The sequence below is a fragment of the Microcoleus sp. N9_B4 genome, assembly GCF_036701635.1.
Taxonomy (GTDB): domain Bacteria; phylum Cyanobacteriota; class Cyanobacteriia; order Cyanobacteriales; family Microcoleaceae; genus Microcoleus.
Genome location: NZ_JAUBRC010000054.1, coordinates 1 through 24,536 on the forward strand (window position 1 = coordinate 1; position 24,536 = coordinate 24,536).

At 46.2% G+C, this 24,536-nt stretch carries 20 protein-coding genes and 1 other RNA gene; 13 read left to right on the forward strand and 8 right to left on the reverse strand.

What is annotated here, in order from left to right; genetic code table 11:
- Positions 1 to 357: 357 nt before the first annotated feature.
- On the reverse strand, positions 358 to 1,362 hold the full coding sequence (locus QUA43_RS26090) for a DUF4349 domain-containing protein (protein ID WP_333377794.1): 1,005 nt from the start codon (positions 1,360 to 1,362) through the stop codon (positions 358 to 360).
- A gap of 446 nt (positions 1,363 to 1,808) precedes the next feature.
- On the opposite strand from QUA43_RS26090, the gene QUA43_RS26095 reads away from it, so the two are divergent.
- Positions 1,809 to 4,271 (forward strand): ATP-dependent helicase, encoded by a 2,463-nt coding sequence (locus QUA43_RS26095; protein WP_333377798.1) that lies wholly within the window; start codon positions 1,809 to 1,811, stop codon positions 4,269 to 4,271.
- A 233-nt stretch (positions 4,272 to 4,504) separates the two neighbouring features.
- On the opposite strand, the gene QUA43_RS26100 is transcribed toward QUA43_RS26095, so the two are convergent.
- A complete protein-coding gene (locus QUA43_RS26100) occupies positions 4,505 to 6,382 on the reverse strand; it encodes a pseudouridine synthase (protein WP_333377801.1) in 1,878 nt (625 codons plus the stop codon).
- Positions 6,383 to 6,629: 247 nt separating this feature from the next.
- Between QUA43_RS26100 and QUA43_RS26105 the strand changes: the two genes are divergently transcribed.
- The 3 genes from QUA43_RS26105 to QUA43_RS26115 all read left to right on the forward strand — a co-directional run bounded on the left by QUA43_RS26105 (position 6,630) and on the right by QUA43_RS26115 (position 10,401).
- Entirely contained in the window at positions 6,630 to 8,312 is a 1,683-nt protein-coding gene (locus QUA43_RS26105; protein ID WP_333377805.1) for a tetratricopeptide repeat protein, read from the forward strand.
- 759 nt (positions 8,313 to 9,071) lie between these two features.
- Positions 9,072 to 9,380, forward strand: a complete 309-nt coding sequence (locus QUA43_RS26110) for an RNA-binding protein (RefSeq protein ID WP_333377807.1) — start codon at positions 9,072 to 9,074, stop codon at positions 9,378 to 9,380.
- Positions 9,381 to 9,789: 409 nt separating this feature from the next.
- Complete coding sequence (locus QUA43_RS26115) at positions 9,790 to 10,401, forward strand: hypothetical protein (protein ID WP_333377810.1); 612 nt, start codon at positions 9,790 to 9,792, stop codon at positions 10,399 to 10,401.
- A gap of 183 nt (positions 10,402 to 10,584) precedes the next feature.
- Here QUA43_RS26115 and egtD read toward each other — a convergent pair whose 3' ends face one another.
- From egtD to egtC, 3 genes are all read right to left on the reverse strand, one after another.
- Entirely contained in the window at positions 10,585 to 11,628 is a 1,044-nt protein-coding gene (gene egtD / locus QUA43_RS26120) for an L-histidine N(alpha)-methyltransferase (RefSeq protein ID WP_333377813.1), read from the reverse strand.
- Between the two features lie 379 nt (positions 11,629 to 12,007).
- Entirely contained in the window at positions 12,008 to 13,279 is a 1,272-nt protein-coding gene (egtB, locus tag QUA43_RS26125; protein ID WP_333377816.1) for an ergothioneine biosynthesis protein EgtB, read from the reverse strand.
- Complete coding sequence (gene egtC / locus QUA43_RS26130) at positions 13,251 to 14,039, reverse strand: ergothioneine biosynthesis protein EgtC (protein ID WP_333377819.1); 789 nt, start codon at positions 14,037 to 14,039, stop codon at positions 13,251 to 13,253. Before egtC ends, egtB begins: the two co-directional genes overlap by 29 nt.
- Positions 14,040 to 14,242: 203 nt before the next feature.
- Between egtC and QUA43_RS26135 the strand changes: the two genes are divergently transcribed.
- Complete coding sequence (locus tag QUA43_RS26135; RefSeq protein WP_333040721.1) at positions 14,243 to 14,461, forward strand: hypothetical protein; 219 nt, start codon at positions 14,243 to 14,245, stop codon at positions 14,459 to 14,461.
- Positions 14,462 to 15,553: 1,092 nt separating this feature from the next.
- On the forward strand, positions 15,554 to 15,841 hold the full coding sequence (locus QUA43_RS26140; RefSeq protein WP_333377822.1) for an RNA-binding protein: 288 nt from the start codon (positions 15,554 to 15,556) through the stop codon (positions 15,839 to 15,841).
- Between the two features lie 269 nt (positions 15,842 to 16,110).
- Here the strand turns inward: QUA43_RS26140 and QUA43_RS26145 are convergent, their stop codons facing one another.
- The gene (locus QUA43_RS26145) at positions 16,111 to 16,557 is read right to left on the reverse strand and encodes a hypothetical protein (RefSeq protein ID WP_333377824.1); all 447 of its coding nucleotides are present in this window, start codon (positions 16,555 to 16,557) and stop codon (positions 16,111 to 16,113) included.
- A 355-nt stretch (positions 16,558 to 16,912) separates the two neighbouring features.
- Positions 16,913 to 19,399: a putative PEP-binding protein gene (locus QUA43_RS26150; RefSeq protein ID WP_333377827.1), complete on the reverse strand. Its 2,487-nt coding sequence runs from the start codon at positions 19,397 to 19,399 to the stop codon at positions 16,913 to 16,915.
- A gap of 72 nt (positions 19,400 to 19,471) precedes the next feature.
- Between QUA43_RS26150 and QUA43_RS26155 the strand changes: the two genes are divergently transcribed.
- Positions 19,472 to 20,158, forward strand: a complete 687-nt coding sequence (locus QUA43_RS26155) for a ComF family protein (RefSeq protein ID WP_333377830.1) — start codon at positions 19,472 to 19,474, stop codon at positions 20,156 to 20,158.
- A 136-nt stretch (positions 20,159 to 20,294) separates the two neighbouring features.
- On the opposite strand, the gene QUA43_RS26160 is transcribed toward QUA43_RS26155, so the two are convergent.
- Complete coding sequence (locus tag QUA43_RS26160) at positions 20,295 to 20,849, reverse strand: 2'-5' RNA ligase family protein (RefSeq protein ID WP_333377833.1); 555 nt, start codon at positions 20,847 to 20,849, stop codon at positions 20,295 to 20,297.
- Positions 20,850 to 20,969: 120 nt separating this feature from the next.
- On the opposite strand from QUA43_RS26160, the gene QUA43_RS26165 reads away from it, so the two are divergent.
- From QUA43_RS26165 to QUA43_RS26190, 6 genes are all read left to right on the forward strand, one after another.
- On the forward strand, positions 20,970 to 21,236 hold the full coding sequence (locus QUA43_RS26165) for a YciI family protein (protein WP_006632991.1): 267 nt from the start codon (positions 20,970 to 20,972) through the stop codon (positions 21,234 to 21,236).
- Positions 21,237 to 21,259: 23 nt separating this feature from the next.
- Positions 21,260 to 21,356, forward strand: an RNA gene (ffs, locus tag QUA43_RS26170) — signal recognition particle sRNA small type.
- Positions 21,357 to 21,379: 23 nt separating this feature from the next.
- The gene (locus tag QUA43_RS26175) at positions 21,380 to 21,760 is read left to right on the forward strand and encodes a phasin-related domain-containing protein (protein ID WP_333377835.1); all 381 of its coding nucleotides are present in this window, start codon (positions 21,380 to 21,382) and stop codon (positions 21,758 to 21,760) included.
- Between the two features lie 198 nt (positions 21,761 to 21,958).
- On the forward strand, positions 21,959 to 22,402 hold the full coding sequence (locus tag QUA43_RS26180; RefSeq protein ID WP_333377838.1) for a hypothetical protein: 444 nt from the start codon (positions 21,959 to 21,961) through the stop codon (positions 22,400 to 22,402).
- Positions 22,403 to 22,436: 34 nt separating this feature from the next.
- The gene (locus tag QUA43_RS26185) at positions 22,437 to 23,012 is read left to right on the forward strand and encodes a Uma2 family endonuclease (RefSeq protein ID WP_333377841.1); all 576 of its coding nucleotides are present in this window, start codon (positions 22,437 to 22,439) and stop codon (positions 23,010 to 23,012) included.
- 90 nt (positions 23,013 to 23,102) lie between these two features.
- Positions 23,103 to 24,449 (forward strand): DNA phosphorothioation system restriction enzyme, encoded by a 1,347-nt coding sequence (locus tag QUA43_RS26190; RefSeq protein WP_333377878.1) that lies wholly within the window; start codon positions 23,103 to 23,105, stop codon positions 24,447 to 24,449.
- The last annotated feature ends 87 nt before the right edge of the window (positions 24,450 to 24,536 follow it).

Here is a 24,536-nt window from a genome sequence, read left to right on the forward strand (position 1 = left end):
GTTGTTAGTTGTTAGTTGTTAGTTGTTAGTTGTTAGTTGTTAGTTGTTAGTTGTTAGTTGTTAGTTGTTAGTTGTTGGAATGAAAAATAAATAAGGTGACTAATAGAGCAATAGTTTACCTTGGATCGAGGCTTCTGGGGTTTAATTGTGCAAGTTATTTATTTTTCATTCCTTAGTTGTTAGTTGTCAGTTGTTAGTTGTCGTTGGTTTTAAGAACGGGTTCTCCGGCCGTTCCACAATACATAAATTTTACGTGGGTGGAATGACTAATGACTAATGACTACTGACTAATGACTACTGACTACTGACTACTGACTACTGACTACTGACTACTGACTACTGACTACTGACTACTGACTACTGAGGCGGTTTCGGTTCTTGAATTTGCGGAACAGAATGCTGTTTCTTAAATCGATTAAAGCCGTAAACCGCAGCCCCAATTAACAGCAAATAAGGACTGTAAGCCAGCAGCCAAATACCCAAACCAAACAAACCCAGCGTCAATTCACCCACAGAATGAGTCGCTTTCCCCCAAGTTTCCTGTACCCGCAAACCTAGAGAAGGTTCGGGAGTTTGTTGAGCCGATACAGCAGCTTCTAGAGTTAAGCTAATAGTTGAATAGGCTACTTGATTTCGCAAACTTTTTAACTGAGCGTCAATGCGTTCTATCGACTCCCGAATATTGCTCAACTCTTGAGAAGCTTTGAGCACATCGCCGACAGAACCCGATCGCTCCATAATTTTTAACACCATTTCCTCCGATTTGCGGAGGTTCCGCAGTCTAGCCTCGCTGTCAACTAATTGATCGGTAACATCCTCAGCCGTCAGAGAACGGTTCTCTACAGTTCCGAGTTTTGCCAAAGTGTCTAAAGTAGTTTCTAACCGTTGTTGAGGTACGCGAATCTCCACAGACGCCGTTTGGCGGACACTCGAATCCGGCGGCTTCTGATTTTGGAAACCCAAGATATCGCCTTGCTGTGTTTCGACAATATTAGTAACAGATTTAGTGCTGGCGTCAATAGATTTGACCACTACACTGAGTTGGGCTTTTTTAATCAGTTGAGGACGGGTTGCGGTCGTTTCTGCTGCTTTTTTTGATGCACCAGGAGTTTTTGACCTCTGGGCTGCTGGATCCGGTGCTGGTGCCGATTGTGGAGCCGATGCGGCAACTTGGTTTTCACGGCTGCTGGGTGAAGCTGCACCGCCTGGAGCGCTGCTGGTTGAATCTCCTCCGCAGCTAGGCAAAGCAATGGCTGAAGATAAAGTTAAGAATACCGCCACAGCAAAACGAGTTGTGCTGTTGGTGGCTGGGTTTGGGTTTGGCTGGTGCGGGGGGGAATTGATTGTGAGGTGAGTTTTCATTTGGGAGACTCCTCTAAAAAATTCTTGGGTATTGAATTTTATGCTGGTTTTAATTTAAGCTCGAATAGATAGCATTAGTTTAGCCGATACCGAAATGGAAACGGTAGAGGTTGAATAATTTGGGATTTTTAACCGCAGATGAACGCAGATGAACGCCAATAAATGTCGGTGTGATGACCGAAAACAATTTGGTCACAAGTCCCCGAATTTATCTGTGGAGCCCGAAAAAAGCTCCTCGCTCCCCATCGCCAGCCCTCGGATTTCTGAGCGAGGTCGCTTTATTCAATCTAAAATCTAAAATCTAAAATCTAAAATCGAATGACGGTTCGGGCTCTGGGCATAGGCGATCGCAACTAAAGCAACTCGGTTTCTGATACCGTTTAAAAAGGCTAAACGCCACAAATATTTTTCTAATCTAAAATCTAAAATCTAAAATCTAAAATCGAATGACAGATGAATTTGATACTGATTTTATACGATCGACAACCAGTATCGATCGCCCGGATGTAGCCTCAGCGCTTTCAGAAGCAGGGGTTGCCGCAGTTTTGCGAGAACAAGCTTGCCTTAAAATTCGTGAAAGCTTGCGTGCGGGCCAGCAGGACATGGCGGATTGGCAAGGTGGCCCCCTTGCTGTTTCGGCGGTTCCGGGGGCCGGGAAGTCTACGGGAATGGCTGCTGCGTCGGCAATTGCGATCGCCCGCAACCTGCTTCACAGCCGCCGCCAGTTAATTGTCGTGACATTTACGCGATCGGCTGCTGCTAATATTAAAGCTAAAATTCGGGAAAGATTGACCCAATTGTCTTTATCTCAAGGCGGTTTTGCCGTGCACACTTTGCACGGTTTAGCTTTGAATATTGCGATGCGCCATCCTGATTTGTCGGGTTTAAATTTAGAAAATTCAACCTTAGTTACTCCAACTCAAAGTCATCGATTAATTCGCACCTGTGTAGAACTTTGGATTGCCGAAAATCCCCGCCGATATCAAGTTTTGTTGGAAGGACAGCAATTCGACGGAGAGGAAACGGAGAGATTGCGGCGACAATCGGTTTTGCGGACGGAAATTTTGCCGCAGGTAGCTAAAACAGTGATTCACGAGGCGAAATCTTCTGGTTTGTTTCCCGAACAGTTGTTAGAAATGAGCGCTCTTGATACTGGGGACGGTTATGAGATTTTAGCAGTAGCTGGGGGTTTATATCAAAAATATCAGGCTTTGTTGAGGAGTCGGGAATTCATCGATTACGACGAGATGATTTTAGCAGCTTTGCGGGTGTTGGACAATCCGAAGGCGAGGGCGATCGAGCAAAAGCAAGTATTTGCTGTTTTTGAGGACGAAGCGCAGGATTCGACACCTTTGCAGACTCGGCTTTTGGAAACATTGGCGATCGATCCCGATTATCCTACTTTACCTCCCAATTTTATCCGAGTTGGCGACCCAAATCAAGCAATTAATTCTACTTTCACTCCCGCCGACCCGATTTATTTTAACCAATTTTGTGATGAGTGCGAAGTAGAGAATAAGTTAGCGACAATGGACGGTGCAGGCCGCAGCACCCAGGTAATTATCGATGCCGCTAACTTTATGTTGCAATGGGTAAATGGTTCGGAATTAGCGAAAAATGAAAAGCCTTTTCGCGACCAAACTATTAAGCCAGTACCCAGTGATGATCCGCAGCAGAATGCAAATCCGGCTCCCATTGGTCGAGGCTTAGAATTGCATACTCCCCGCGATATTTACCATACAGTTGAGTTGATTGGCAAGCGGGTCATTGAGTTAGTAGAAGAATTTTTACCTGCAGAGTTTGAATTTGGAATAAATGGCAAAAATATCGAATCAGGCGATGAAGCTAGCGATGAGGAAAATAGTGCAAAATTGCCGTTAGAAAATCTGAAATCGATGGCTATTTTAGTGCGGGAAAACAAACAAGGTAAGTTTATCAAAGAAGTGCTGGAAAATCCTCAAAAACACGGATTAAGCTTTGACTTGCGTAAATATGGGATTAAAATTGAGGATGTGGGAGAACGCGACAGACATTCTCAAGTACCTTGGGAAATCTTAACATTACTGCAATTCCTCGATCGCCCGCACTCTCCCGACTACCTGAAAGCAGCATTAAAAATTTTGAGCGATCGGCAACTCATCCCCAAACAAGACTACAATGCTTTTGCTACCAGCCCCGAGCAATTCCTTTACCCAGGCCCCCTAGACCCGCAGCAGTCAGACCCCGTTCGCAAATGTCGCTATTTTTGCTGCGGTTTGCTGCAAGCTAGCTTAGAACTCCCACCCTACCAAATCATTTCCTTCTTAGCCTTAGCGCTGCAATACGACCAAACAGAATTAGCCACCGCCGACAAATTAGCAGAACGGGTAGCAATCCAAACAGCCGGCAACAATTCAATGCGGAATATTTTGGATGTACTAAGCGAAATTGTCAGTTCCGAAAGATTTGAACCTGTGGATGCAGACGACAAAATAGAAGAACGTTATACCAGCAAAGGTCAACTAACAATTATTACCATGCACAAAGCCAAAGGATTGGATTGGGATTGCGTATTTTTGCCGTTTCTGCACGAACAAACCATCCCCGGAAATTTGCGAGTTTTGCCACAAGCCCGATTTTTAGGAGATTTCACTTTAGCAGAGGTAGCGAGAGCACAAATTAGAGCAAGTTTGCACGAAAAATATCCTTTACCAAATCTAGGCGAAGCGTGGGAACAAGCAGGTTATTTGAAAACAGCAGAAGAGTTTAGACTGCTGTATGTGGCGATGACGCGAGCAAAAAGCTTGCTGTGGATGGCGGCGGAGAAGAAAGGGCCTTTTACTTGGAACAAACCAGAGAATTTGCAGGAGCAAAAACCTTGTCCGGTAATGCCTGTTTTGAAGCAGAGATTTCCGAGTAATGCGATATAAAAAAAGTAAAAAGTTTACGACTGCTGCAAGGATTGCTATAGGAATTTCGTATATTTCCCGAAACTTTTTCTTCATCTAATACGCAATCCTCAAGCATTCTGATTGTTTCCAGGTGGCTGCTAATCTGTAAATTTGCTCAGAATTCAGGTTGCTTTGTATTACTCAAAAATAAATATTTGTTGCCTCAATCTGTAATTCCTACTGCTCAACTATCGCTCGTTGCCACCCTTAGCTTAAAATGGTGTTTCTGCCTTTAGGTATAGCTTTTCTCCCAACTGCGGATGCTCAAATGAAAGTTCCCGCGCGTGCAAGTGTAGCCGGTTCGCAGCAGCCCGACATCCGTAAAGTCGATCGCCCAAAATCGGTATCCCCAACCCTCGAACATCCGCTGCATGAACCCTCAATTGATGCGTGCGTCCCGTCAGCGGCAAAAACTCGACGCGATCGCAATTTCCCTCCCTCGCCATTACCTGAAAGCGAGTAACGCTGGGCTTTCCGCACTTCCAATTGACTTGCTGGTAAGGGCGATTTTCTGGATCGCCCCAAAGTGGAAGATCGATCGTCCCCGCATCAATTTTTACAGTACCCGAAAGCACCGCTTCATAAACTTTGTGAACCTGCTTTTGTGCAAATTGCTGTCTGAGTTGACTGCTAGTTTCTTTGTCCCGCGCCAATAGCAAAATTCCCGATGTTTCCAAATCCAAACGATGCACAACTGTCAAATTAAAACTATCCTGCAACAAGTTACGCAAACGACTGAAAACACTATCTTGATTTTGCATATAACGACCTGGAACTGACAGTAACCCCGAAGGTTTATTGACCGCAATCAACCATTTGTCTTCATAGATAATCGGTAGCATTTGGGTAACGGGCAAGATGCCCGTTCCACAAGAAATATTATGGTTTTTAGGGCTGGCTTCTAGCCCGCCCGCAACGGGCAAGATGCCCGTTCCACAAGAAATATGATGATTGGTTGGGAGTAGGGGCTGGGCTTCTAGCCCGCCCGCAACGGGCAAGATGCCCGTTCCACAAGAAAAATTATTGCTTGTGGGGAGTAGGGGTTGGGCTTCTAGCCCGCTCGTCAAACCCTGATTTATATTAGAAACAATCGGATTTTGAGCCAATCCTGACAGCAAAAAACCCATCAACGGCTGACACCGATCGCCACAAGCGCCATAAAATTCTCCCTGTATCTTATCGCCCGATGGTGGCCCCCACCAAAACTCAGCCATTGCCAGCGGTTTCAGATTGTTTACTGCCGCGTAGTGGAGCAATTTTGGCGCGCAACAGTCGCCGGTGCCAGTGGGAATAGAATTAGTTGGCATCAATGAGGAGAGCGATCGCGATTTCCCCAAAAAATTCATCAGAGTGTAAGCCGCGTGCATTTGCGTCTGAAGTTCGCGGGAAAGTTCTTTTCGCTGCTGTTTTAGCGCCCGCATCCGTCGATCAGCAGCTTCAATTAATTGTTTGAGCGGCTGCAATATTTCATCCCGCTGTCGTTTCAATTGCCTGCGTTCAATTTTCTCCAAACGGCTTTCTTTATTCAGTTGTTCCAGGGCAATTGCTAGTGTTTCTGCTGTGAGAGTTTGACACAGTAACTGGCGTTTTTCGTCTCGCTGCTGCTTGCAATTGCGGTGCCGTTCGCTCAAAACTTGCATTTGCACTTCAAACTCCCGAAATAAAGCTTCATACTCTTGTCGCTGCGGGAGTTGATTGAGTGCAATAAGTTCCTGTTTCATCGCCTCCAATTGAGTTAAGGTGCGGGCTTCATCGAAAGCAACTCGATCTCGTCCGGGAATCGGTGGCACCCAGCCCTCAACAATGCTGCAACCGTTCAGCAGCCCGGAAAATGCTTTGAGTATCCCCTGTTCCCCCGAAGGCATCTCCACCAGTAATATGCCGTACATCTTGCCCTCGCGATCGTAGGCATCGTCAGCCGCCAGGTACTGCATCAAACCCCGCGCGAGATCCTCGGACATTCGAGTGCGCGGGAGTCTCAGCAGTTCGCCACTTTGAGGACAACGGCCTTCGTAACAATAATTCGGGTGGGAATCGATCGACTCCCAATGACAGTCCGTGAAATCTAAAAGCCCGTGCAACTCTAGCATCTTAAATTTGGTTTGAAACCTGAATTAGAACCTATCTGCTTGTGTCTTGACGGTATTTTACCGCGGTGTACCGAAAGCGGGAACGGGGCATAATTTTATACCTACTCTAATTAAGTAAAAATGATGTGTCGCACCAAGCCTGATATGCTAAATTTGTTTCAAAACAGCAGCGAGATTAAGAAAAGCATAAGTTAATATATAAGACCGCAAGCTTGTTATCCCACTAAATTTTTTATGTGAAAGGCGTATGCCAGACCTCTCGACTTCGGCTCCCGAAAACTCCTCAAACCCCCAACCAGCTCTGCTGCCGCCGATTTTAAGAATTTTTGCAGCATTTCCAGATTACGATCGGGGCAATAGATTGTACGCCGCAGGAAGGTACGAAGCGGCAGTCATTTGCTACGGAAAAGCGGTTCAAATTAAGCCGGACTGGGCCAGGGCGTGGCTGAATCTGGGCAAAGCTTACAAGCAACTGCATTCCTACGCAGAAACCGTAGCCTGCGCCGATCGAGCTACAGCAATTAATCCCGAAGAATACTGGGCTTGGATGCTGCGCGGCACAGGGCTGTTAAGTTTGCAAAATCACTCAGAAGCGATCGCTGCTTTCGACACCGCAATTCAAATCAATTCAGAAAAGCACGAAGCTTGGTATCAGCGCGGCAGAGTTTTAGAGGAATTGCAGCAGTGGGATGCAGCCGCAACCTGTTACAAAAGAGCAACCCAACTTCATCCGAATTTGCCCGCCATGTGGTATCGGCAAGGCAACGTGTTGGTTCAAGCAGAGCGCTATCCTGAAGCTGTGGCAGCTTTTGAGCGCGCGCTGAAACTCGTCCCGACTAATTGGGAAGCTTGGCTGAACCGAGGTTTGGCTTTGATGAAAGCGGAACGCTACGCTGAAGCTGTAACTTCTTACGATCGCGCCATTCAACTGCAACCACAAAATAGTCTGGCTTGGTTCAATCGGGGCATTGCTTCAGCAAAATTGCACAAATATGCAGAAGCCGTGACAGCTTACGATCGCGTACTGCAAATGCAGCCCAACGACTGCGAAGCTTGGTTTTATAAAGGAATGGCCCTCAAACACCAGTGGGCCGACGCGGCAATTGCTTGTTTCGATCGGGCAATTCAAATTAATTCTTTTTATCCCGAAGCATGGATCGGGCGCGGTCAAACATTGTCAGAATCGAGAGATTTTGAAGGGGCGATCGCTGCTTTTGACCAAGCCGTTCAAATTAATCCGAATTTTCCCGAAGCTTGGCTGGGTAGAGGCATCGCCCTGGCCGGATTGGAACGCTACAAAGAGGCAATTATCGCTTACAGCAATGCCCTACAAATTGAAGGTAATTTTCTAGAAGCTTGGAACTTGCGAGGCGAAGCTTTGGAAAAATTGCAGCAATACGAAGAAGCGATCGCCTGTTTTGATAAAGTAATCTCTCTGACTTCAGAAGCAGAAATTACATCAAAAGTAGGGTTGCAGCAAGGCGCAGCGCTGGAAAAATTGCAGCGTTACGAAGAAGCCGTCGCAGCTTACAATCGCGTAATTAAAATCGTGCCCGATAATTTTGAAGCTTGGTTGAAACGCGGCAACGCTTTGTCACAATTGCAGCAGTACGAACAAGCTCTAGCATCATACGATCGAGCAATTACTGTCTGGCCAGATAACTATCAAGGCTGGGTGCAGCGAGGTCTGATCCTAGGGGAAATGCAAAACTATTCCCAAGCACTCGTCGCTTTTGACCAAGTGATTCAACTCAAGCCAGACAACTGGGAAGCTTGGGCACAGCGGGGTGACGTTTTGCAAAAATTGCAGCGAACTCAAGATGCCATTAGCTCTTACGGAGTCGCCCTCGAAATCAAACCCGATTACTACGAAGCTTTAGTCAGTCGAGAAGAATTGAGACTCAAAGGCGCGATGTCAGGAAAGTGGTAATGGGAGCATCCCAATGATAGCTTTCTTTCGTAGTGTTCGCTCTCAGATTACGAAGCGAGATATATCTTGCTCCCTCGCAGGAGGCTCGCTGTGGGATATAAGCTCTGCTGTGATCGGACAGCCAACACTCCTAAAACATTCCCTCTTTTCTCTTCCTCTGCGTTCTCTGCACCTGCGTAGCGGTGCATAAACAAATCTAATTCACAAATTAAATAGTATTGCTATATTCCGATGAAATTAGATCAACAAAGTCATAATATCCTGCCCAGCAAAAAACCCCTGAGTAGGTTGGTAGGGAGGTTTTTCGATAGGAAATAATATGAATGGTCGGCAAACATTAACTAATCAGAAGATGAATCTGCGACTAAAAACATTGATATCTGGTGGAACACCCAGGCATCCTGCCTGTTCCAGAAAAATGCCTGATGTCAGTTATAACTGAGTTCAGGCACTGTTCTCAATAAGACTCAATTAACCGGTAACAGCGACAAAAAATCTCTGCTCTGGGCTTGATCCAGCAGCAAGAAACCCAGCGGAGGACGCCAAGAGTGTAAGATGTCAGTTATCACGAATACTTTCTGTTGGCGATTTCCCGACGGCACCCAAAATGGAAAATTATGACAGCCAATTGCTGATTATGCTGGCTTCATGTTATAGTGGTTTTCCAAGAATTAAATTCGGTTGCGTAGTTTGTTGGTGTTTATTTACAAGCGTCTCTCCGAATCTAAGTCTCTGCACCCTAATGATTCTGGAGATTTTATGTCGATTTACGTGGGTAATCTTTCATATGAGGTAACATCAGATGACCTCAACGAAGTATTTGCCGAGTACGGTACTGTAAGCCGCGTCCAAGTGCCAATGGACCGGGAAACAGGCAGGATGCGGGGTTTTGCTTTTGTGGAAATGGCAAGCGAGGCAGAAGAAGCAGCAGCCATCGCAGCTTTAGACGGTGCTGAGTGGATGGGCCGTGACTTGAAAGTCAACAAAGCCAAACCTCGCGAAGACAACAAACGCTCATCGGGTGGTGGCGGCTGGGGCGACAAAGATCGCTCTTCACGACGCTACTAAGCTTTGAGACTGAAAATTTGAGTTGTGGTAGTTGACGGCAGGTGCGAATGCTGCTTTTTTTTCGGGTTGTTCGATCGACCCATCAAATAAAACTCCCAAACCTCTAAATCAGTTTTGCCCCCTCCTTGGAGGGGGCTTTGTTTTTGGCGAAAAATCCCGGGAGGTACGTCTGCGGTGCAGTTCCCACTCTAGTTCGTGATTCGGTACCCTCTTAACTGCTTTTTTTAAGAGGCTGTCGGGATTTCGTGGCTCGACGCCTGTAAACTATCAAACTAGAATTAAGCAGCAAGAAAAGTTAGAATAACGGCAAAACTGAATATTGCCCAGAACAGCCAAACTATCTTTACCGAAGATTAGTCGAGAAAACCAGCCGAATATCAGCCAATATCTTGATTTTGCCTCAATAAAGATGTCCAAGGTCTACAGCACGGCGGAACTCATTAAAATCCTCGAAGAAGAGCGCCAAGCCTGCTTGCATGGGCGGCGTCTCAATTTGACTGAAACTCCTGCTACAGGCAACCCCGTGATTGACCGCTTTCTCAAATCTGAGGGAGTTCAGAAGTTCACTGCATATCAAAATTTTAAGGCTGCCGTGCACGAATATCAGCGAGAACATCAAGTTTCTGGGATTGTCTGGCGGGAAATGGCTGTTAAAGGCAATACTCTACGCTATCCGGCAGTGGATGACCAATTAATAGCTCTACCGGTTGATTTGATTACGCTGAAGGCAGCTAAGATTGCTATGTTGGAATTCTGGCAGCAGGTAACTGCCGGGATGGATTTGTATTTAAGCATTAACAGCGGAAAGGATTTTCGCTCGATCGAGCCGGTTGATGTAGAGGCTATAGCCCAGCGCACAGAATGGGCCAGTCTCTCGAAGTGGGAAAAGTTGGATTTTCTAGAAATTTTGTTGCAGTTGGGCTGGGGGAAGCCGGAGGAAGCTTATTATAAGCGGGGATGGCCGACCTCGGGCAGCGAGTACATTCACGCCGTCAAACCCGGACAGCGGCCGATTTGTTAATTAGTCAGTAGTCAGTAGTCAGTAGTCAGTAGTCAGTAGTCATAGTGCTGTCCCCGCTCGCGAACGTCAGTAGTCAGCAGTCAGTAGTCAGTACTTACTGATTATTGGGAGATATTCAAAACAAATAACAAATAACAGTTTGCAGTTGGCAATTGCCAACTGTCAACTGTCAACTGTCAACTGTCAACTGTCAACTGACATCTGGCAAAGCATCAAGCCAAACCATTGATTTGGATCTGTCCAAACCTGCACAGGCATTAAACCACGCTGCGAAAGTTCTTTTTTTACAGTATTGAGATTAAACTTGCGCGATATTTCGCTGCGGATAGTTTCTCCCGCTGCAAATTCAACCGTTAAATTGAGAGAATGCAACTGCACTGTTTGCGCTTTTTTACTTTTTAAGTGCATTTCAATTTGACATTCCTCTTGATTGTAAAAAGCCCAATGCTCGAATTGTGCTAAATCAAAATTTCCCTCATATTTTCGATTTAAATGTCGCAGCATATTCAAGTTAAATGCTGCCGTTACTCCTTGACTGTCATCGTAGGCCGGCTCTAAAATATCCTTAGATTTGTCCAAGTCAATTCCTAGCAAAAAATACTCTCCCGGCTGCAATGCACCGACAATTTGCGAGAAGAATAAATCGCATTCTTGAGCGTTGAGATTGCCGAGGGTACTGCCGAGAAAGCAAATCATTCGGGTTGGCAACGGCGACGGTGCAATTTTAGCTAAGGCTAATTCGTAAGTGCTGACAAGTCCGTGAATCTGGAGCGATGGATAATCTGCCAACAGTTGACAAGCGCTGCTTTCTAGGATAGTAGGACTGATGTCGATCGGCAAATAGTGCAGGGGATATTCCAGTTGACTGTAAGCATCGAGGAGAATCCGAGTTTTGGTGGAACTGCCGCTGCCGAGTTCCACAATTTCGCAGGGGCCCGTTAAATTTGCGATCGCCCCCGCGCACCGCTGCAAAATAGCCGTCTCAGTGCGTGTCAGGTAGTATTCCGGCAACTGGCAAATCAACTCAAACAGCTTCGAGCCGCGATCGTCGTAGAAATACTTTGGAGGCAGGGATTTGGGGGTTTGAGTCAACCCGCTAACTGCATCGCTGCCAGCATTGATTTCTGCGGGTGTCAGTGCCGCAGCGCTCACCAGCCGCTCTAAGTGCAGCCTGTTTTCTTTGGTTGAGGCTGAGTTTGTCGTGTCGGACAGTCTTGGGGATTTCATAAAGTAATTTTTAGATGCACATATGGGTATAGCACGCAGCCGCGTTGCCAAATATCGCGCTCAAGTCAGATTTTTCATGCCACTCTCCGTTCTGTATTGTCTCACCCGATGGCGATCGCATCAACAATAAAAAGTTAAAATTTATCCACAAAATTTATTAAATACTTAACCAAACTTGTTTTTTTTGAGCTTGTTACATGGAAAAAAGTTGGCCTTTTCGCAAACATTTTTTTTCCCAATTCCCTCTCCAGCCATTTATCTGATGTTCGTCAAATAAGCTTTATAATGCAAGTATTAAGGAATTTGTTCATCGGAAAAGTCCGATGAATAAATTCCTCACTCTGAACAAAATTGATGGTCATTATAATTATTTAGCGAACTACTTAGCGCAGCGAAAACCAGCAATAATTTGCCGCACGCCCGGATAATACCAATTCCGAAAGCTCGATCGCAGTGCCTGCGGAAAAGTTGCCCAACTCCCGCCTTTCAAAACCCGGTGTTCTCCATCAAAATAAACTTGAGAATATCCCCTGTAAGGATAACTTTCAAATCCCGGATAGGCGTCAAAGGTTGAAGCAGTCCACTCCCAAACATTCCCCAACATATCATAGCAGCCGATCGCACTTGCTCCTTTGGGAAAGGCATCAACTGGCGAGGTATTGGCAATATTATTGCCGTGATTGCACAGGCTGCCGTTGGGCGGTTCTTCTCCCCAAGGATAGATGCGATATGTTTGATTTGTGGCATCCCAACTCGCAGCTTTTTCCCATTCGGCTTCCGATGGCAAACGCTTGCCGATAAAGTTGCAGTAAGCTTCGGCTTCGTACCAACTGACACCGCAAACTGGATGGTTGTTGAAAGCAGGATTTTCTGACCAGTAAAGCGGTTGAGAGACGGCTTCGACTTGCAGCCATTTCCAGCCGTCCGCTGACCACCAATCCGGGTTTTGATAGCCGCCGGATTCCATGAAATCTCGGTATTGACCGCAAGTGACGGGATAGCGATCGATCGAGTATGCTTCTAAATAACACAGGTGGCGCGATCGCTCGTTATCCAAAGCCTCAGCAGCATCGCTTCCCATGTAAAATTCCCCGCCCGGAATTTCAATCGCCGGGGAATCGGTAATTGGTAATTGGTAATTGGTAATTAATCTTCCTTCCTCATTCCCTCTTCCTTCTTCCTTCTTCCCTCTTCCTTCTTCCTTCTTCCTCTGCATTTGCAACACGAAAGCAACAGTTTCGCAGTGCTGGCTTTCGTGCTGAATAATAAACCGCCAGAGACGTTCTTGCTCGTTGATGGGCGCTACTTCCAAATAATCTAACACCTTTTTTCTCACCGCGTCCAGATATAATTCAACTTCAGGTAACGTCGGCAGAAAAACCCGTTGTTTTTTCGGCAAAATATCAGCAGCAAACAGTTGGTGATACTGAGGAAAGACTGGTTCCAAGCCAGAACATCGCTGCAACAGCCACAAATCCTCAGTATAAGCAATGTGACCTAAGTGCCAGCCAACTGGACTGAAATCAGGATGAGCTTGACGGCAAAAAGTATCATAATCGATGTCTGCAAATAGCTTGAAAGTGCCGCGGCGACACTGCTGCAAATCGCGATAAATTGCCTCTCTACAAGATTGGATAGATTTCGATATCACGCTCTACTCCGGTACTGATAATGCTCTGGACTGGGCACTCGTGCCAATTGCCAGCAAATAAAGGTTCAGAAGCAATGATGACAGAATTCGGGAAATTTAAATCGTCTCGCAGCCAATAGAGGGAAGGAGGGGTTTTTTGGGAAGCAAAGCGAGAGGCCACGAGCCGGTGTCCGTCGCTGATAATTATATTAGCTGAAAATTCTACTTGGTGAAAGTTTGCTAGCTCTGCCAAAGTTTTCAGCGAGTTTTCCAAAGCAGCTTCTAGAGTTAGATTGGTTGCTGTCAATTCATTGACAAACAAGCCGAAGATATGCTCTGAATCTGTAGTACCATTAATTGATTGATAAATGGTATCGCTGAGTCGATCGCGAATTGGTCTGTAAAGAGTTTGCCGAAAATTCTTCACGAAGCCGTTGTGTACGAACAGCAGGCGATCGTTCTGAAACGGCTGACAGTTGCTCAAATCTACAGCTTGTCCTGAAGTAGCACTGCGAACGTATCCGATCGCGCATCCGGATTCAACGTATCGACTGATACTCGGAAGGTTAACGTCGCTCCAAATTGGCTGTACATTTTTATAGGTAAACGGGTCAGTATCGAGGTGCGGGTGATACCAACCAATACCAAAACCGTCAGCATTGAGTAGGCCAGAAGTCATTTCGCGGGGCTGGTAACTCTGCACAATTAGGGAATGTTCCGGCTTGTACAGAATAGCATCAAGTAAAATCGGCTCCCCGAGGTAGCCCAGCAAACGGCACATAAAATTTTTGCAGCAATTTGATTAGCATTGTAAGTCATGAGCCGAAAAATTGCCCGTTAGCGAAGCCCGCCCCTACGGGGGCTACGCCAACGAAGAGGATCGCGCATCTTCAGCGCTGGAAGGTTTTTTGTAGCCCGCTGCCAGCATCGCAGTACAAACGATACAGTTAAGGTAGAACCCCTGCAACACAAGGAGACTCTTGAATGTTCATCGACGAACTCATCCCAATGGCGAAAGAATTGATCGAACAGCCGATCGCCTTCGCGGGCGGATTTTTATCTGGCCTGCTTCGACTCAACCTTCACGAAGATCCCGTTAAAAGCTGGATCGACGAGCAAGCTGGTTCAACTTCCTACACTACTCCCCCAGCCGAACCCACTAATGGTAAAAGCACGGGGCCTCAGTCAATCTCGATCGACTAAGGAAAAACAGTAACATCCTCCCAACGCCAAACTGATTACAGTTATGGCGTGGGCTTCCAAACTTCACAGTTTGGCTTTTCGCGTTTTTCCCTTACGGGATTTCACACTGGGGTAGATTGAATTGCTCAGTCCCCGCTAGAAAGTCTGCACAGACACAAGCGATTCCCGCAGAGCCTTTCTCAGATAGATGAAGTACAATAACAGCAGTGTGTAAACCAGTTCCAAATATTTTGCTGAGAAAGTTGACGGAATGCAAACTCGATCGCCTTTCCTAATTATTGATAATTTGTTGTGTTGATAAAACTGAAAATATATTGATGTTTTGACTATCAATTCTCAGATTTTTGATAAATGGCGCGAAGGGGCGACAATTATATTACTTGTGCCTTTTTTTTGATTATTTTCTTGACTTATATCAAATCCGTTAGCATCGGAATAGTAAATTCGAGTTGACTGTTCACGGCGTCAACAGTCAACAGTCAACAGTCATCCGTCAACAGTCAACATCATAAGGAGTGTAACCGGAAATGATATTATTTTGTCTATTTATATGACTATTTTCCATCACTACCAAAGCATTTGTCCATAGTTTTGGTAGGTTGCCGGAGCATAAAAGTATCAAATGTAATTGTATCATTGTCTTGTTAAATTAACTTATATTAGAACTTTATGAACCGTTATATAGCAATCCTTGCAGGAGTCGTAAATTTTTTACCCCACCCCAACCCTCCCCTTAGCCGCTCTGAGGGAGTAAGAAATTCACAAATGATTTAGGAATGCTATACCTTGTTAGTCGCTTTGTTTCCGAAGATGCTTGGTGATTCGTCGCCCACCCATAAGTGATCTGATTAAAATCAACTATTGTTCAGGGGTGAGATTCCTCGCCACCCCAAAACTCATATCCTCAGTCATCCGCAGGGCGAGTGAGGATATGAGTTTTGATTAAGCTAACTATTGCAGCCAGTACCAAAGGTTTGTCAGTGTGGCAAACCCTTTTAGTCCGAGTCGATCGCCCAGTTGTATACTACATAGCACTGGACAGTTAAATTAACAGGTTATTATGTATAGCACAACAAGTTCAGTTCGAGCGACATGACTATCTACATTGGAAATCTGTCTTACCGCGCCACCGAAGAAGACCTGAAAGCAGTATTTGCAGAACACGGCACAGTCAAGCGAGTTGTCTTGCCTACCGACAGGGAAACTGGTCGGATGCGCGGTTTTGCATTTGTTGAGATGATGGAGGATGCCCAAGAAGACGCTGCAATTGCCGAATTAGACGGCGCAGAGTGGATGGGGCGCCCCTTGCGAGTGAACAAAGCTAAACCCAAAGAAGAGGGAAATCGAGGCACAGGTATCAAGAGAAACAACGGATATTAGTCTGCGATGCGACGGTTGAAATCCTCTCGAAACCCACCTGATGCACCTGTGCGCCAGTAGCGCCGAATTGCAAACAGCAGTTGATTTTGGGGATGCAATGTCAAATCCGCTGCACAAAAACATCGATTTTTTGTGGGCTGCACTCGATTCATAACTTTTTGAGAAAGACAGAATTTATGCACGCTACTCTAGAAACCCGATTTCTTCCGCGATACCTCGCTGCTAAAAGCAAAATTTATCAGGAGAAACCGGGTTGATGAGCGTGAGTCTTAGAAAGAGTAAACTCGCCCTTTTTCATCAATATAAACTGAGCGGTCTTGCGTAGTGCGGGGATCTGATCTGGTGATGCGAATCGTCAAAATGTTTGTCTGCGAGTCAACGTTATAGTCGTATTTCAAAGTTGCGGTTCCTCCTGTGGTATTAATCGGAATATTGGCAATGTCGCCGGTGCGATTGCTGATACTAACAATGATGTTTTTGCTGGTTCCGACGGGCAAGGATGACAAGCTGCCACCTGATTGACCGTATTCTAGGTTTAATCCTGTTTCATTTAACAGTCTGAGGGTAATGTTGCGAGTATTGTCAACCTGCGCTTGAGGTTGCCAGAATCCGGGTTTTGTCCCGCCGTCAGTTGCAGGTTGAGATAATGCTGGGTGGGGATGCAGACAGCCGAGGGCGGCAAGTATTGCTGCGGTTGCAATAATTTTTGATTTCACTGTTTGTACCTCCGGGTCAAGAATTGGTGATATTTCTATCCTAGCTTTAAAATCGGATGTTAGTGGAAGGAAGAAGGAAGAAGGAAGAGGGAAGAAGGAAGAAGGAAGAGGGAAGAAGGAAGAAGGAAGAAGGAAGAAGCAATAAAAGGAATAAAAGCAAGGGTTTGAGAAATTAAGAATTTCCTAACCGTCAGGGCGGTTGCTAGATCTACTCAGAAACCGGGTTTCTGTAGTTGTTAATATTCCTGGACGCACGGGTTGTCTAGAAATCCGATTTCCGATCGGGTTGCTGCTTGCCAAAGGTATGATTTAGAGTAGCAACCGGGTTTCTGAGGTAAAGTGCGTCGGGGACTGGTTAATTGTTAATTATCGATCGAGCGAGTTCTAGGAGTAGGCGCTGTTCGGCGCGGACGATCGCCCTGCTAGTTTGTTCTGCAGCATCGACATTGACCGAAATAGACGAAATCCCCCACCGCACGAAGGATTCAACTGTATCGGGATACAATGCGGGAGCGTCGCCGCAGATTGAGCAAGGAATGCCGGCGGCCCGGGCCTGTTTGATTAATTGTTCGATCGCCCTCATCACTGCTCGATCGTGCCCGTTGAAAGCACCTGCTACCTGGTCGGAGTGGCGGTGAATTCCTAATAGCAATTGGGTTAAATCGTTAGTGCCGATAGAAATTCCTTGAACTCCGGCTTGTACGTAATCTGGCAATAAAAATAACACTGAAGGAACTTCCGCCATAATCCACATTTGAAAGTCGGTTGAGCGGTTTTTCCAAACTGTTTCTAAGCGCTGGCGACAGTATATAAACTCGTCAACTGAGCGCACGAAAGGCAAAATTAAATTAACATTTGTATAGCCGGACTGGCAGACTTTTTGAAGTACGCATAGTTCCCAATCAAATAATTCTGGTTCAAAGGTATAACTGAAACTGCCGTCGGTGCCTGACTCCCGTAAATCGAGAGATCGATAAAATATTGGCCGCGGCGAAACGGCCGCCGCAAATAAGCTGAGGCAATCCGCCATGCGATCGACAAATTCCGATTGGCGGCCGTCTTGTAGCCAAACTTTGGGGTTTTCACAGTCCAAAGCTTCTAATGCCATTAATTCCGATCGCAGCAATCCGATGCCGTCTATTGGCAGATTTTTGAGGCGGTCAATCGAACTTGTTTGGCTGACATTAACTAGCAGTTGAGTCGCCGTTGGTGGGCCCCAAACATATTGAGTAGACTCAGATTGTCGAGATTTAGGCGCCCAATTGGACGATCGATCAGAGGTAGAAGATTGGTGCTTGGCTATTGACATTTTGGCTGCTGTACTGTATATATCTGCCTTTTTTGCTGTGTCCCGAAGTCGGTCGCTGTCTCCTGTCTCGATCGCATCGGGTTGGGCGAGGGCAAAAACTTCTCCGCTATCGCCGTCTACCAACACGGAATCGCCCGAGGCGATCGCCCGCGTGGCCCCGGTCACTCCCACAACGGCGGGAATCCCCAATTCTCTCGCTAAAATGGCGCCGTGGCCTGTCATACCTCCTTGTTCCGCAACCACCCCAGCAGCAACCTTCAGCCAAGGCAGCCAATTCGGATCGATTGTCCGGGCTACTAAAATGCCTCCGGCTAAAAATTCCGCGTTTTCTGGGTGGGAATTAGTCATAACTTGGGCAATTGCTTCGGCTTTTCCTGATGCTGCTGCCACACCTCTGAGTATGGCAGGAGTTCGGGCTGGGGCGATCGAGTTTGGCTGCCGGAGGGCGATCGAATTTTCCTCTAGTGGCGCGACTTTTTCCCCTTTCACCAGACGAACTTGAGTGAAATAAAACTGCGATTCGCCGCTGTTTGCTGTCTGGTTTAGCGTCCACTCTAAAATTAAATCTGAGTCAAATTCTGCGATCGCTTTTTTACTCAATTCAATGATTTCTTGCAGTTGCGATTCCTCTAAAACGTATTCTGTTTGTGCTTCCTCTCCAAGCGCTAAAACTTGCACGCAACAGTCAGCACAATCAGGAATTATAAATGGAGAATCGGGAATAGGGAAAGCAGCAAACTTGCCCAGCAGCAGTTTTTTTTTCGGTTCACCATCGCCGACTTTGAGATTGTAGGCTAATGTTTTGTAACCGATCCTCTGGAATTCAACCGCGCTTGTTTCTGGCTGCACTTGATAGTAATCGGGGATGGTTTCTCCCCTAGCGAGGGACAATCCCAAACCGCTGGTGGCTTGGATTTCCCACTGTGCACCCGCCTTTGTTTTCACCTCGCCTGCGGCGATGGCTTCTTGAAGTGGCTGCACCAAAACTGCGGGATTGATTTGCTGTACCCGCAGGCCGCACCGCTGCCAGTAAAATAGACTTCGGGCTCTGAACATTTCTGCCCAAGCTCGTTTGAGTCCTGCCCCAATGGCTTCGGGTTCTGCCCGTACTGCCTGAGATTCCAGAATGCCGACTGTTTTCGGGTTCCAGGAAGTCAGGGAAGGGCGAAAAATTAAGGCTGTGGAGTTTAAGTTTGACTGTGAGTTGAGTTGAGAAACAGCAGACTCTAGGGTGGAGAGCAGTGAATCTGGAAGTTTGCCGGCGAGGATTTGGTGGCGGATGCTGCGGGCGATCGATTGCAGTTGTCTGGGTTCATCGACATTCAAGTGCAGGGAAGAGTGTGGCCAGTCAGCAAACAGCGGTTCTAGGCACTCGATCGACTCTAAAAACTGCCAGAATGTGGTAGCCGGCACGACAAAACCCGGTACAACGGGATGATTTTTCTGGAGCAAATAGCTCAAGTAAAATGCTTTTTCTCCCACTGCATCTCGGTCTGAAGGTTGAATTTTGTCTAACCAGTAGAGGTTTTTCACGCTGCGAGCCTGTCGGTGGAAACTGATTGAAGTTGAAAATTTTTCCCATTAATCACTTACGACAATTTTAGGATGAACAAGCGACAATGGACGGGATTAGTCAAATCTTTTCTCAATCTATTTCTTAAGTCTAACTGTCCTCTTTGTCAGCGACCAGCCGCCGGAGAGTTTTGTTTGTACTGTCACAAGCAACTTCAGCGATGTCAGTTAAGCGATCCTGGTCGATTTTGGCATTCAGAGCAGCGTGTTTTTGTGTGGGGTGAGTATGGCGGGACTCTCAAACGGGCGATCGCAGCTTTGAAATATGACGGCAATCCGCAATTAGCGAAACCTCTAGGTGGCTGGCTGGCGGAAGCTTGGCTGAGTTTTCCCCAATTAGCTATAGACAATTTAACCGTTGTACCGATTCCCCTGCACAAAGAAAAGCTCAAGGAGCGCGGTTTTAACCAGGCGGAACTTTTGGCTGAAAGTTTTTGTGAGCTGACTGGTTTGCCTTTGCAGCGGCACGGTTTGGAGCGGGTGAAAAATACTCAGGCTTTATTCGCTCTGACGCCACAGCAGCGACAAGCGGAAATGAAAAATGCTTTAGGTTTGGGGAAAGATTTTCGTCGTCGGCTCCCGCGCGATCGAGTGCTGTTAGTTGATGATATTTACACTAGCGGTACTACGGTTAAGTCGGCAATTAAAATTTTGGAACAGTCGGGAATTTCGGTTTATGGAACTGTGGCACTGGCAACTCCGAATAAGAGCGATCGGTAAGCTGTGACTGGCTTTAATTTTAAACAGGTTTGTAGTGAGGACATGATATTAATCAGGATTTGCTAATAAGATTTTTTTGGGAAAACGAACCGCGAAGACGCGAAGTCCGCGAAGAAAGAGAAGGGAGAGAGAGAGTTTAGGTCGAAAGCGGGAATTGGTTGCTGATGTTCCACCGGCTGCCGTTATGAAGCAGCAAGGTTAACGCCGAAGCGGTAAACTCAAAGTGGAGCGATCGCCCGGAGAATTCCAACCAAGCTGTTTGAAAATTCTCTTTAGTTAAATCACGAAAGGCTACTGTCATGTGCGGTACAAATGGGCGAGTCTGAGAAACTCGATCGACTATTCCCAAAGTGGCCTCGATATAACTCATCAAATCTTTGTGAATCTCCAGCAATTCGGGTGATTTGACAACATCAGCGTAAATGACGCGGGGCGCGAAAGCAGCAAAACCGTATAGAGTAACGGGAATTGGCCGCCGGTTTACAGAAAACTGGTTCAAACTTTCCTCTAATTTGGGAACATCCTCCGCTAACGAGTGAAAAGGAGGTTGCAGGGTGATGTGCGGCGGCGAATTCAAAGCACCGCGGCTGTTGTAGTGTTCCGCAAAATACTGTTGAATCTCAGTAATCTGGTGTTCAATATCGGGAGGTGGCACTAGGGCAATAAAAAATCGCTGTTTTGACTGGTTCATCGGATAACATCGCAGTTAAGAAAGGATGGTGCAAAATGGAATATAGAGCATTTGCCCTAGATCCCATTGCTGATCACCCATTCCCAATCTAAAATATAAAATCTAAAATCCCAAATAAAAATGCCTTGGTTTGTCAAAATTGAGCAAGGAATTGTCGAAAAGCCTGTCTTTGACCAATACGTGCCAGCTCACAGAGCTTATGTCCGAGAGTTGATTTCTAAAGGACACCGAGCGAAAACTGGCTACTGGGGGCGACGGGGCGGCGGTATGTTGCTGTTTGAGGCGGGTTCGATGGATGAGGCGAAGGCGATCGTCGCTGAAGACCCACTGGTGAAGAACGGTTGCGTTATTTATGAAATTTATCACTGGTGTGTGGTTGAAGAATAAATAACTGTGTTATACTCATAAATGAACTGGACCCACGCGATTCCAACGCCCAAATCTTGTCAGGACCGGAAGGTAGCAGCAACACGGGATGCTTGTAATAGGCGTGGTCTCCGGTTCACCCAGTTTTTTGAGGTGTAGCTCCTATGCCTGGTTTTGGAGATATTTTACAGAAAGCAGTTTACCTTGGTGTCGGGCTAGCTTCCTACGCAGGTGAAAAAGCAGGCAGCAAGTTAACTGAATTACGCACTGAAGCCCAAAAGCTGGCAGACGAATTGGTGAAGCGGGGCGAGATGTCCACGGAAGAAGCTCGCCGCTTTGTTGATGATATGGTGCAACAGGCTCAGCAGCAGCCCCCCGTAACCTCGGCTGGGAACGAAAAACCCACTGAACCTCGGCGGATTGAAATTGTTTCTGAGGAAGAAGATGTCTCGGCAAAAGATGCTAAAGAGACAGGCGGCGTAGACAAGCTCCGCGAACAAGTGCAGAATTTACAAGAGGAATTGCGGCGGCTGAAGCGGGATTAAGCAGGAAAAAGCTCGCTCAGCACAGCAGGAAGGGAACTCAGGATAATAATCTTGAGTTCCCTTTTTGAATATCTCCCCTGTCAGATGTGGACGGATATCAGGCAATAGGTAATAGAATTGAGAGTAGGTGCGATCGCTTCGCATGAGGCTGGCTCCACCTCTCTGTAAAATATTTTGTAATAGCAAGCTGTCAAATTCATGGAAGATTGGTCTAAAGATTTTTTTGGAGTGATGGAAAATGCTGTTTCTGAAGTAGAGCAGTTTTTCAGCGAAGTGGGCGAAGAGTTTGTCGAAATGCTGGACGTTTTGGCAAAAATGTCGGAAGAGTTTACAGAACAAGTACAAAATAATCTGATTAATGACATTGACGGTTATTTCAATGAATTTGACGGTTTATTTAATGAATTTATCGAACCGATAATTGAAATTTGCCGCGACTTCGACCCGGAGTTTGATGAGATAGATTTGTCGATGGTTACTTATGTAGACCCTTCTCCGACGCAGCAGCCGGCTTGTCGCGGTTGTCGCAACTATCACGGTCAAGTTTACGGTGGCAATTTGTTGGTTTGTGCGATGCACCCTACTGGTGTGGAATCGGAAAGTTGTGCTGATTGGGAAACTGACAGTGATATGAATTTTTAAGACTGCAGTTGAGTTGTTGAGGGGTTAATGGCTTATGGTAACGTCAATTCAGTCTCCGTCAAAGATTTCTCTGGAAGAGTTTCTGCTATTGCCAGAGACTAAGCCGGCTAGCGAGTATGTTGACGGTCAAATTTATCAAAAAGCTATGCCACAAGGAAAACACAGCACGTTACAAATCAAATTTTCATCAGCTATTAATCAAGTTGGCAAACCGCAAAAGTTAGCTTTTGCTTTTCCCCAATTGCGCTGCACTTTTGGGGGAGGTGCTGTTGTTCCAGATTTAGCAGTATTTGAGTGGTCGCGCATTCCTCTAAATTCTCAGGGAGAAATTGAAAATAGGTTTGAAATTGCTCCAGATTGGATAATTGAGATTTTATCGCCGGATCAAAGTTCAACTCGTGTGATTAATAAGATTCTGTTTTGCCTCAAAAATAAAACTAAATTGGGTTGGTTGATTGACCCGGCAGAAAAATTAGTTCTTGTTTTTAAACCGCAGCAGCAACCAGAGGCGAAAGAGAATCAGGATATTTTACCTGTGCTCGATGTGCTGTCGGATTTGCAACTGTCGGCGGATGATTTGTTTGGGCTGTTAAGTTTCGATCGCCCGTGAGTTACAGTTGAGTATAGGGAATTTTGCATCTAACGGCATTTAAAGGTGAATCGCTCAACGGCTAATAATTCGCAATTTGGGTTTCCGAAGATGCCGCCATCGCTGCAATTGCGACAGTATCAGCGAGTGGCGGTTGCTAATTGGTTTGCGAATCAGGGACGCGGTACGCTGAAAATGGCGACGGGTAGCGGCAAGACGATTACTGCGCTGGCGATCGCCACTGAATTATACAATAAAATTAGACTGCAAGTCCTGCTCGTAATTTGCCCTTACTGCCACCTGGTGAATCAGTGGGCGCGCGAATCGGAGAAATTTGGTTTAAAACCTATTTTGGCTTTTGATAGCGCCCGCAGTTGGCAGAATAAGCTGGCTGGGGGTTTGTATGAAGTGCGATCTGGCGATCGAGCATTTCTCACAATCATCACTACCAATGCTACCTTAATGGGAGATAGTTTGCGATCGCAACTGCGCTATTTCCCAGACAAAACCCTGATTATTGGAGACGAAGTTCACAACTTAGGCGCGCCCCGTTTAGGACAAAGTTTGCCGCGCAATATTGGACTGCGACTCGCCCTTTCCGCCACCCCAGAAAGGCATTTCGACGAACAAGGAACCGAAGCTATTTTAGATTATTTCGGCCCGGTTTTGCAGCCGGAACTCACCTTAGCCGACGCCATCCGCCAAAAAGCATTAGTACATTATTTATACTATCCAATTTTAGTAGAATTGACCGAAGCCGAAACCCGCAAATATTCCCGCTTAACTCAAAAAATTGGCTGGGCGCTTTGGGGTGATGAAAAAGTAGAAGAAAACGATGCTTTAACAACTTTATTAATGCAGCGGGCCCGGTTAATTGGAGCGGCGGCTAATAAATTAATAGCTTTGCGAGAATTAATGATTCACCGTCTCGACACAAGCCATACTTTATTTTACTGCGGCGACGGTGCGATCGAAGGAGGTGCCCGCCGAAATAACAACCGCCAACTAACAGAAACCGCGAAGTTATTGGGTTCAGAATTAGGCTACCGAGTTAACACTTATACTGCGGCAACTCCTTTAGCAGAAAGAGAACGATTGCGCCGACAATTTGAGAGTGGAGAATTGCAAGGTTTAGTCGCGATTCGCTGTTTGGATGAAGGCGTTGATATTCCAGCAATTCGCAATGCTGTAATTTTAGCAAGCAGCAGCAATCCGCGCCAGTTTATTCAGCGCCGGGGACGGATTTTGCGGCCACATCCGGGGAAGGAAAGGGCAACTTTATTTGACATGATAGTTTTGCCTCCAGATTTAGGTCGTGAAACCTTAGAAGTGGAGCGCAATTTGCTGCGAAAAGAGTTGAAGCGGTTCTTGGAATTTGCCGATTTAGCCGACAATGCTGGGGAAGCTAGAGTGAAATTGCTGCAAATTCAGAGGCGTTACGGGCTATTAGACATTTGACATTTATTAAGGTTCGGTTTATGTTTGAGAAGAGAGAATTATTTGATCGTAGTTTTAGTTGCTAGTTTTAATATTTGTCAAAAGAAT